At 62.7% G+C, this 9,079-nt stretch carries 7 protein-coding genes and 1 pseudogene; 5 read left to right on the top strand and 3 right to left on the bottom strand.

What is annotated here, in order from left to right:
* The first annotated feature begins 125 nt into the window (after window positions 1–125).
* Window positions 126–1,222, top strand: a pseudogene (locus tag RNA01_RS16020) (nucleotidyltransferase family protein).
* A gap of 43 nt (window positions 1,223–1,265) precedes the next feature.
* Here RNA01_RS16020 and RNA01_RS16015 read toward each other — a convergent pair.
* Window positions 1,266–2,639, bottom strand: a complete 1,374-nt coding sequence (locus RNA01_RS16015) for an ATP-binding protein (RefSeq protein WP_147181220.1) — start codon at window positions 2,637–2,639, stop codon at window positions 1,266–1,268.
* On the bottom strand, window positions 2,636–3,301 hold the full coding sequence (locus RNA01_RS16010; RefSeq protein WP_147181219.1) for a response regulator: 666 nt from the start codon (window positions 3,299–3,301) through the stop codon (window positions 2,636–2,638). The genes RNA01_RS16015 and RNA01_RS16010 overlap by 4 nt, the downstream gene beginning before the upstream one ends.
* Before the next feature lie 121 nt (window positions 3,302–3,422).
* Here RNA01_RS16010 and dsbD point away from each other — a divergent pair, with 121 nt between their 5' ends.
* From dsbD to RNA01_RS15990, 4 genes are read left to right on the top strand one after another with little or no spacing between them, the layout of a single operon-like run.
* Entirely contained in the window at window positions 3,423–5,279 is a 1,857-nt protein-coding gene (gene dsbD / locus RNA01_RS16005) for a protein-disulfide reductase DsbD (RefSeq protein ID WP_147181218.1), read from the top strand.
* Window positions 5,276–6,097 (top strand): TlpA disulfide reductase family protein, encoded by an 822-nt coding sequence (locus RNA01_RS16000; RefSeq protein WP_147181217.1) that lies wholly within the window; start codon window positions 5,276–5,278, stop codon window positions 6,095–6,097. Before dsbD ends, RNA01_RS16000 begins: the two co-directional genes overlap by 4 nt.
* On the top strand, window positions 6,098–6,802 hold the full coding sequence (locus RNA01_RS15995; RefSeq protein WP_170253480.1) for a L,D-transpeptidase: 705 nt from the start codon (window positions 6,098–6,100) through the stop codon (window positions 6,800–6,802).
* Complete coding sequence (locus RNA01_RS15990) at window positions 6,802–7,410, top strand: DsbA family protein (RefSeq protein WP_147181216.1); 609 nt, start codon at window positions 6,802–6,804, stop codon at window positions 7,408–7,410. Before RNA01_RS15995 ends, RNA01_RS15990 begins: the two co-directional genes overlap by 1 nt.
* 377 nt (window positions 7,411–7,787) lie before the next feature.
* Here RNA01_RS15990 and RNA01_RS15985 read toward each other — a convergent pair whose 3' ends face one another.
* A complete protein-coding gene (locus RNA01_RS15985; protein WP_147181226.1) occupies window positions 7,788–9,020 on the bottom strand; it encodes an ROK family transcriptional regulator in 1,233 nt (410 codons plus the stop codon).
* Window positions 9,021–9,079: the final 59 nt, after the last annotated feature.

Raw genomic sequence — 9,079 nt, 5'->3', positions numbered from 1 at the left:
CAAATGTGAGTCAGAGCCAATTCTCGGTGCAAATCAACAAAGAGCGTATAGAGCGCGTCCCTTCTTGTGACCTGTTCTCCAGGTTATACTGTTTTTGAAAGACAGTATAACCTGGAGTTGACCTAATGAAGTCCATTGACCTCATGTATCAGACGATGCTTGTCGAGCTGGGTAAGCGCTTGACGCCGCTTGGACGGCCGATTTCCCTCCCGAGGGACGGTTCACCCCGGCGAACATCGAGGGGCGCAAGTACTGGTACTTCGACATCCCGGATGGACATGGTGGTACGAAACGTCGTTACGTCGGTCCCGCTGATGATCCGGATATCGCGCGGCGGATAGCTGATCATCAGCGGGACAAAGACGACCTACGCGCTCGCAGGCGCATGGTCAGCACCCTGACCCGCGAAGTCGGGATGACCGCCCCTGACGCCATGTCGGGCGACATCGTCGAGGCTCTTGCCGATGGTGGTCTCTTTCGGCTCCGGAGTGTTCTCATCGGCACGGTCCCTTTCAGTGCGATTCGGGACTGCTCGGCGTCCGCCTTCCCATGGCAGCGATCCTGACCGGCGATGCGGACATCGCCCAAGACTATGCCATCAGCCGGGAGGTTGAAGACAGCCTGCCTCCGATCATTGAACTGCTGCAGGGCGTCGACGCCAGCTTCCGGCCAGTTCCCCATCGATCAGGACCCGCGGCCTCGTCAGTGTTTCAGAATGCCGACGGCTATCGGGTTGAATTCCTGACGTCGAACCGTGGTTCGGACGACCATATCGACCAGCCGGCGAAGATGCCCGCCCTCGGCGGCGCCAGCGCGGACCCATTGCGCTTTCTCGACTTCCTCATCAGGGAACCAGTCAGGACAATGCTGCTCCACCGAAGCGGTGTCCCAGTCGTCGTCCCTGATCCGTCCCGGTATGCGATCCACAAGCCTATCGTCGCCAGCCGCCGGCACACTGACGGGCAGGGGCCCGCGAAGCGGGAGAAGGATGTCCGGCAAGCGGCACTCCTCTTCGAAGTCCTGCAGCAAACGAGGAGATCTGCCGATTTGGCGCTCGTCTACAATGAAGGGGGGACCCCGGGGGCCTGCGTGGCAGGAAGGCATTCGAAGCGGGGCGGGGATGCTGCCGACACAAGATGCCGAGCGGTTTGAAACGGTCCTGATCGAGGGCGCAAAGAAGAACCGGGAGGACATCGACCTTCCATTTGGGGAAATAGGGTAGGGCCAGGACGCTCGTCCTGTTATTACACCCGTGAAGCTCGCGCCTAGGCAACACACCGTTTCAGCGTCACCGCCACTGACAAGCCGCCCTGTGCGCGATTGCTGAAATCAAGGTGTCCGTCGAGGCGGTCGATCGCCATCTGGACGATGGATAGTCCAAGGCCGCTCCCTGACGGTGCGCTTAACGGCCCCCGGTAGAAGCGATCGACCGCCCGATTTTGCTCGGCTGCGGACATGCCGGGTCCTACATCGCTGATTTCGATCGTCAGGCAATTGTCCGCGACGCACACCGTGCAGGTGGCCTCCGTTCCCGCAGGCGCGTGCTGGAGCGCATTTTCCAGCAGATTTCGCAAGACCAGCCGCAACAGGGTCCGATCGGTCGCAATACGCAACGTGCCCTGCTCGACATCCGGCCGCACCGTGATCTGCACGTCACGCTGAACTGCCACCGGCGACAATTCTGTCGAAAGCTCCTCTAGCAGTCGCGGCACGTCGACCTGGTCGCACGTGACGACATCTTCCCGCGCATCGACGCGCGCCATGTCGATCAACTGGCGCACCATGCGGCTTGTGCGGTCCACGCTGCTGAGAATCTGGCCGAGCGCCTGGCGGCGGGTGTCTGGATCCTCACTGCGCATGGCGATCTGCGCCTGGGTCCTGAGGCCCGCCAGCGGCGTTTTCAGTTCATGGGCAGCGTAGGCGGTGAAGTCACTTTCCCTCGTACGCGCATCTTCGACGCGCCGGAAAAGGTTGTTCAAGGCGGCTATCATCGGCCGGATCTCGCGGGGCGCGGGGGCCTCGGGGAGGGGATGAAGCTCGATCGCGGATCGAGATGAGAGACTGGCCGCGATGCGGTTCAGCGGGGCAAGTCCGCGACCGACGCTCAACCAGATGAGCAATGCCAGCATAGGCAGGATCACCAGGGCCGGAAGCAGCAGACCCTTGATCACGTCGCCCACCAGCCGTTCGCGGATTTCGAGGCTGTCACCGACCAGGACGCGGACCCCGAGCGTCGGATTGATCACTGCAAAGACCCGCCAACGCTCTCCGTTGATCTCGGTTTCGGCGAAACCTTCCCGGTGATCGGCGAGGGAGGTGGCTGGCGCGCTTTCGGACCGGCTGACAAGCGTTCCCTGCAAGGACCAGATCTGGCAAGACAACTGGCGGCTATATCCTTCCCCCTGCTCGAACACTCCGCTGGCTTTCCGCGCATTGGCGGCATCCACGGCGGCAGCCACATCGATATGGTGGTCGGTGATCAGGGAACTCACCATGCGTGCGGCTTCGGTCAGGCGGGCATCGAGCACCCGCTCGACCTCGGCCTGGGTATTCACGTAGGTCCAGATTACTGCGAAGAGCCAGACCGCACCGGTGGTGGCGAGCAGGATGGCGAAAAGCCTGAGGCGGATCGATGTCATGGCGCTTCGTCCTTCAGCCGGTAGCCGATGCCGCGGACGGTTTCGATCAGTTCGGCCCCGAGCTTGGCGCGGATCTTGTGTACGTGGACCTCGACCGTGTTGCTCTCGACGTCCTCCTGCCAGCCATAGAGCTTTTGCTCCAGCGCCGTCTTGGACTGGATCGTGCCGGGATTGTCCATCAAGGCCTGCAGGATGGCGAATTCCCGCCGGGACAGCGGCACGGTCCGGCCGTCCTGCTCGGCGCTCATGCGCGCCGGATCGAGGGTGACACCACGCCATTGCGGCCGGCTTTCAGCCCGTCCTTGCGCCCGGCGGATGATGGCGCGCAGACGCGCGGCCAGTTCGTCGAGATCGAAGGGCTTGCCGAGATAGTCGTCGGCGCCGGCGTCGAGACCGGCAATGCGGTCGCCGACTTCGTCGCGGGCGGTCAGCAACAGGACCGGTGCGCGCCCGCCGGAGGCGCGTAGTTGGGCAAGCACATCGAGACCGGAGCCGTCGGGCAGCATCAGATCGAGCACGATTGCATCGAAGCGGTTGACGGTAACAGCTTCGCAGGCGTCCGCAACGCAGCCGACCGCGTCGACGGTGAAGCCGAGCATGTTCAGTCCGACCTTCAAACCATCCGACAGCACCTCGTCGTCCTCAACCACCAGTAGACGCATCACACCTCCGTGAACCTGACCTTGGCGCCTCAATGCGCCGCTCACCTTAAGCCTGCCTTAAGGTGGCGGGCCGATCCGTGTCCCGAACAACAAATGGTCCGCCGCCGGAAGGACACAAGGCATGCATTATTCGAAACTCTTCATAGGGTTACTCTTTTCGGCATTTTTTGCCAGCCCCGCCGCAGCGCTCGAGCGGCCGCTGGACATGGACAAGGCATTCGTCTTCAGCGTTAAGCGAAGCGAGGCTGGCCGGGTTTCCCTCAATTGGGATATTGGCAAGGGCTACTACCTCTATCGCGAATACCTTGCCGCCACGACCCCGGAGGGCAAGCCTGTCGCACTTGAAACCGGGCCCGGCACGCTCAAGGATGATCCCGGCCTTGGAAAGGTCGAGGTCTACTTCGATCATGCGGTGGCGCTTACCTCGACTGATGCCCCGGCACTCGAAGTCACCTACCAGGGATGCCAGGAGGAGGGCATCTGCTATCCTCCGACGACGCGCAGAATAGATCTTGTCGCCTTGGCGAAGGAGCGCGGGAGCAAGTGGATGCCGGCCGGAACGACCGGGTCGGCTGGCTCCACGCCGGTCTCCGGCGATACGCCGGCGGTACCAGTCGAAACGGGCTCGGCCGGCAGCAGCACTGGATTCGCAATTGCTACACCGCCGTCCGGCGGCATGGTGGAGGGTTTTCTCGCCCGTGGCGGCATGCCGCTGTTGCTGACTGCCTTTCTCGGCCTCGGCATACTGCTCGCATTCACGCCTTGCGTCTTCCCGATGTATCCCATTTTAGCTGCGACGCTGGCGCGCGAGGGCGAACGGCTGACCGCTCGGCGCGGTCTCATGCTCTCGCTGACCTACGGGCTGGGACTAGCGACGGCCTTCGGCATGCTCGGTCTGCTCGCCGCCTGGTCCGGGCAGAACCTGCAGTTCGCCCTGCAGTCGCCGGTGACGATTGCCCTCACTGCCATGCTCTTCGTCGTCCTTGCCCTTGCCAGCTTCGGATTGTTTGAATTGCAGTTGCCGGCCGTGATCACCGGGTGGTTCATGCGGAAGAGGCTATCCGGTCCAGGATCGATCGGCTCGGCCGCGGTACTTGGCTTTAGCTCCGCCCTGATCATCGGGCCATGTGTCACCGCGCCATTGGCAGGTGCCCTTCTCTATATCGCGCGCTCCGGCGACCTCGTTCTTGGAGCCGCGGCCCTCTTTGCGCTGGGGCTCGGTAAATCCGTTCCGCTCGTCGTGATGGCCACGTTCGGCTCAGGCTTGCTGCCGCGTGCCGGTGCCTGGATGGAGCGCATTCGCCAGCTCTTCGGTTTCTTGTTTATCGCCACCGCCATCTGGCTCGCAGAGCCGCTGCTGCCGACGGCAGGAATTCTTGGGCTCTGGTCGGCCCTGCTTGTTACCTTCGGTGTGTTTATCGGCGCCTTCGACAGCCTGCGCCCCGAGACTGGTGCGCTGCCACGCCTTGGCAAATCCGTGGGCCTGCTCTCGGCCCTGTATGGCGCCGTGCTCGCCGTCGGGCTTGCGGCGGGAGCGACCGATCCCCTCGCGCCGCTCGCATCGTTCTCAGCGAGCAGGGCCGTCCTGTCCCCGGCCGGTCTCTTAAAGACGGATTTCGCTTCGGTCGCATCCGCTCACGAGCTCGAAGCTCTGCTCGCCGCTGGTGCCAAGGGCAACAGACCCGCTCTCGTCTATGTCACGGCCGATTGGTGCATCAGTTGCCGGACGATCGAAAGAAACGTGCTGTCGCGACCCGAGGTCGCCCAGGCACTGGCCGGCTTCGATCGACTGAGCGTGGATCTCACGACAAGCAATACGGATCTCGCGGGCTTGATGAAGTCGCTTGATGTCGTCGGTCCGCCGACCATGCTGTTCTTCGATGGGCCTGCAGAAGTCGCGGAGACCCGGCTTGTCGGCGAGGTCGACAAGGCCGATCTGGTCCTGTCTGCCGGCCAGGCAAAGGCGGCCCTGCAATGAATGCGATTTCGATCGGTCCGTTTGCCTTCGACGTCGAAAGACTGGCCGCCATTCTCGGCATCGGCGTTTTCCTCGCTCTGGCAAGTCTTTTGTCCTCCCGCGCCGGCAGCCGTCTCGGTCTCTGGTCGACGATGACGCTCGTGCTGGGCCTGATCGGCGCGCGCGCCGGCCACGTCCTGCCGCATCTGGAGAGCTTTTTCGTCGAGCCATGGCGCATCCTGGCCTTCTGGCAGGGCGGCTTTTCGGCGACCGGGGCCCTGGTCGGCATCCTGATCGCGGCCGTGCTCGTGCTCCGGCGGTCAGCCCGTCTGCTGCCATGGGCGGTCGGCAGCCTGGCGGCCGGCGGGCTCATCTGGTTCTCGACCATTGCGCTCCTTGGTACCAGTGCCGCCATCGCTGCTCCCGACACCCGGCTGGCGACGCTGGATGGCCGCTCCATCGTCCTTTCCGAGCGCGCCGGCCGTCCGCTTGTCGTCAATCTCTGGGCAAGCTGGTGTCCGCCCTGCCGGCGCGAAATGCCGATGATGGCGGAGATGGCGCGCAGCCACCCGCAGACCGACTTCATCTTCGCCAACCAGGGGGAGGAGGCCGCCCGCATCGCGGACTATCTCACTGACGCCGGCATCGCGATCGAGACAGTCATCGCCGACCAGACCTCGCTCCTGTCGCGGCACTATGGTGCGCCGGGCCTGCCCGCGACGCTTTTCATCTACCCCAACGGAACGCTCGCCACTTCCCATCTCGGCGAAATCTCGCGCGAGAGCCTGTCGGAACAGATCAGCAGAATTGCAGCTCCGCTTGCGGAAAAGGACATATGAATGCGTAAATCCAACCAACCGGGACCGTTGAGCCGGGTGCGACTGCTGGCCATGCCCCTGGTCCTGCTATCCCTGTCGGCCTGCGTCCAGACGACCTGGCCAGCTGTCGAGCCGGACGTGGTGAAGGTCGACCCGTCGGTGGCCAGCATGTATTCGGCAATCGACGACGGCGGAAACCTGATTCCGGCGGCGGACGCTACGAAGATCGAGTCGAAGAATGTCCGACAGGTGGTCGACTACCAGACGAAGGAACCGACCGGCACAATTGTCGTCGATCCGCATGCCCGTTTCCTCTATCTCGTGATGGAGAATGGCAAGGCCATGCGCTATGGCGTTGGCGTCGCCAAGGCCGGCCTCGAATTCGTCGGCGAGGCGGACATAGCCCGCAAGGCGCAATGGCCGGGCTGGACGCCGACCCAGGACATGATCAAGCGGGATCCCGAGAGCTACGAACCGCTCACCAAGGGATTGCCGGGCGGGCTCAAGAACCCGCTCGGTGCGCGCGCGCTCTATCTCTACAAGGGCGGGCAGGACACGCTCTATCGTATCCATGGAACCAACGAGCCCTGGTCGATCGGCAAGTCCGTCTCATCCGGCTGCATCCGCATGCTCAATCAGGACATCATCGATCTGCACCGCCGCGTGCCGAAGGGCTCGCGCGTCGTCGTGCTCGGCCCCGAACAATCTGGAAAAGGAGAAATCTGATGCTCACCCGCAGGAACCTGATCGATGCCACGCTTGGCACCTTAGCCCTGACGACCCTCATCCCACGTCTCTCGTTTGCACAGGACGTCACCAAGGAGGAGATCTACTTCGACAAGGACGCCCCGGTGCTCGGCAATCCGAAAGGCGATGTCACCCTCGTCGAGTTCTTCGACTATCAATGCCCCTACTGCAAGAAGTCGCATCCGATGGTGAAGAAACTGGTCGAAGAGGACGGCAATATCCGCCTGGTTCTGAAGGACTGGCCCGTCTTTGGCGGGGCATCGATCTTTGCCGCCCAAGCGGTTCTCGGAGCTGCCCAGATCGGCCAATATGAGAAGGCGCTGGAGGCATTGATGCGCACGTCCGGCAAGCTGACCGAAGAGGTCGTGGAAGGCTCGCTGACCGGCGCCGGTCTGAAAATGAAAGAGATTGCCGCGGCGGTGAACAAGCACAATGGCAAGATCTCCGGTCTGCTCGACCGCAATTACAGCCAGGCGCTCGCCCTGAATTTCGTCGGGACACCTTCCTTCGTCATCGGCTCGCATATCTATCCAGGCGTGCTGGACGAAAAGGGGCTCAAGGAGGCCATAGCCACGGCGCGCGGCTGATCTGCCTGGCCTGCCGCGCGTAGGTCTCTCTCTACTTGGGGGGGGACCGGGCGCCCAAAGAGCGTCATCGGCACTGCCGAGAGCCAGCCTGTCGGCGAAGGTCACCGGGGCGGGGCCGTCGGAGAGGCGGCGTCACGAAAGCTGCCCTTTCCATCCTGGGTGTCTAGATAGTTCATTTATTCGTTATTACGTATTATCGTATATACATTTCGCTGAGAGTCGTCGCTTCTTGTTGTGATGCCGTACCGCGCCACGGAGCGGTCGAGACTCGGAACCGCCCGAGGAGCAACGATCGCACTGGAGGACATAGTGTCAACGGCGAAATGAAAAACTGACTCCCTAACGGAAATACGCTGGGTGCACTTTTGTTGAGCGTTCTATTCCAAGGCACTGCTCGCCGGGGTCTTCAGGATCGCGGAGAAGCGCGGGTCAAAGGTGCGGCTGATCGGTTCAGACGCCGCGCCGAGCGCCACCGACCACGGGCCGGTAATGCCCAACTGTAGCCGCGGCATCGATCGCGAAGGGCGCTCTGCAATCGACGGCAAAAGAGGGTGCATGGCGTCAATCAGGCGGGTCGTCAGTGCCGCCGGCGCGCCACCGCAGAGGATCATGGTCTGTGGATCGAACACTGATTCAAGTAGCTGTACGGTCCAGCGCAGTTCGTCTGCTGCCTGTCTCATCCATGCTGCCATGGCCGGACCGAATTCCAACGCTGCCCGTTCGATGCAGCCGTAGAGCTCAGGATCGCCGGGATCGAGATCAAGCGCTCTGCACAGAGTAGCGAGCGAAGCATGGTGTTCAAGGCGCGCGCCCGCACCGATCTTTCCGTTGGCGGGGTGGCACAGCATCATGCCGATTTCCCCGGCATTGCCGCTATAGCCATTGTAGAGTTGGCCATCGAGGATTAGGCCCGCGCCGAGACCGTATCCGAGGAAGATGCAAATGGCATGGTCGACACCGTGTGCCGCGCCGGTCATGCGCTCGGCCGTTGCCGCCGCGGCCGCGTCATTCTGAAGCCCGACGTCCAGTCCCGTTCCGGCAGCAAGGGTCTCGAGCAGGGGAAAGCTCTGCCATGCGGCCATCATCCAGGGATCATTTTCGTCCGATTGCATGCCGAAGGGTCCGGGCATCGCAACACCAAGTCCCACAAGCCGGCGCTCGGATTGCTCCGCCGTCCGAGCAAGCTCACGGCGCGCTCTTTCGATGATGTGAAGGACGACTTTTACGCCTTCTGCTGGCCCGCCAGCCGGCAAGTTCGCGTCCATCTTTACCCGGACGGTACCCACCAGGTCCACGGCGACGGCGCGGACCACATGCCTGTCGATCTGCAGGCCGATGGCGAAGGCGCCTTCGGGAACGAGGCTGTAGGGGGTCGACGGCTGCCCGCGTCCCTTCCTCACGCTCGCCCCGGAACTGACGAGCCCGTCGCGCTCCAGGTCTTCGATGATGTTTGAAACGGTCTGCTTCGTGAGCTTCGTCGCGCGCGCCAGCTCGGCGCGCGAAAGGGCGCCGTTGCGTCGCAACGCGTCGATCATGACCCTGCGATTGTGCGCACTCGTGCCCTCCTGGTTTGTACCGCTTCTGGCGCGAATGGGGCGAATGTCATTCATCGGAAAATACTCGCTTGACTCCGAAAAATTATCGAACAAATATTTAGTCAAATCAATTG

The organism is Paenirhizobium naphthalenivorans (assembly GCF_007992095.1).
Classification (GTDB): Bacteria; Pseudomonadota; Alphaproteobacteria; order Rhizobiales; family Rhizobiaceae; genus Allorhizobium; species Allorhizobium naphthalenivorans.
The sequence above is the reverse complement of the archived record's forward strand: the minus strand, read 5'-3'. Positions and strand labels throughout refer to the sequence as shown.

What these genes read in the sequence shown, in the direction of transcription:
- RNA01_RS16015 (WP_147181220.1), bottom strand. Translation starts at nt 2,639, where the DNA reads ATGACATCGATCCGCCTCAGGCTTTTCGCCATCCTGCTCGCCACCACC.
- RNA01_RS16010 (WP_147181219.1), bottom strand. Translation starts at nt 3,301, where the DNA reads ATGCGTCTACTGGTGGTTGAGGACGACGAGGTGCTGTCGGATGGTTTG.
- dsbD (WP_147181218.1), top strand. Translation starts at nt 3,423, where the DNA reads ATGCATTATTCGAAACTCTTCATAGGGTTACTCTTTTCGGCATTTTTT.
- RNA01_RS16000 (WP_147181217.1), top strand. Translation starts at nt 5,276, where the DNA reads ATGAATGCGATTTCGATCGGTCCGTTTGCCTTCGACGTCGAAAGACTG.
- RNA01_RS15995 (WP_170253480.1), top strand. Translation starts at nt 6,098, where the DNA reads ATGCGTAAATCCAACCAACCGGGACCGTTGAGCCGGGTGCGACTGCTG.
- RNA01_RS15990 (WP_147181216.1), top strand. Translation starts at nt 6,802, where the DNA reads ATGCTCACCCGCAGGAACCTGATCGATGCCACGCTTGGCACCTTAGCC.
- RNA01_RS15985 (WP_147181226.1), bottom strand. Translation starts at nt 9,020, where the DNA reads ATGAATGACATTCGCCCCATTCGCGCCAGAAGCGGTACAAACCAGGAG.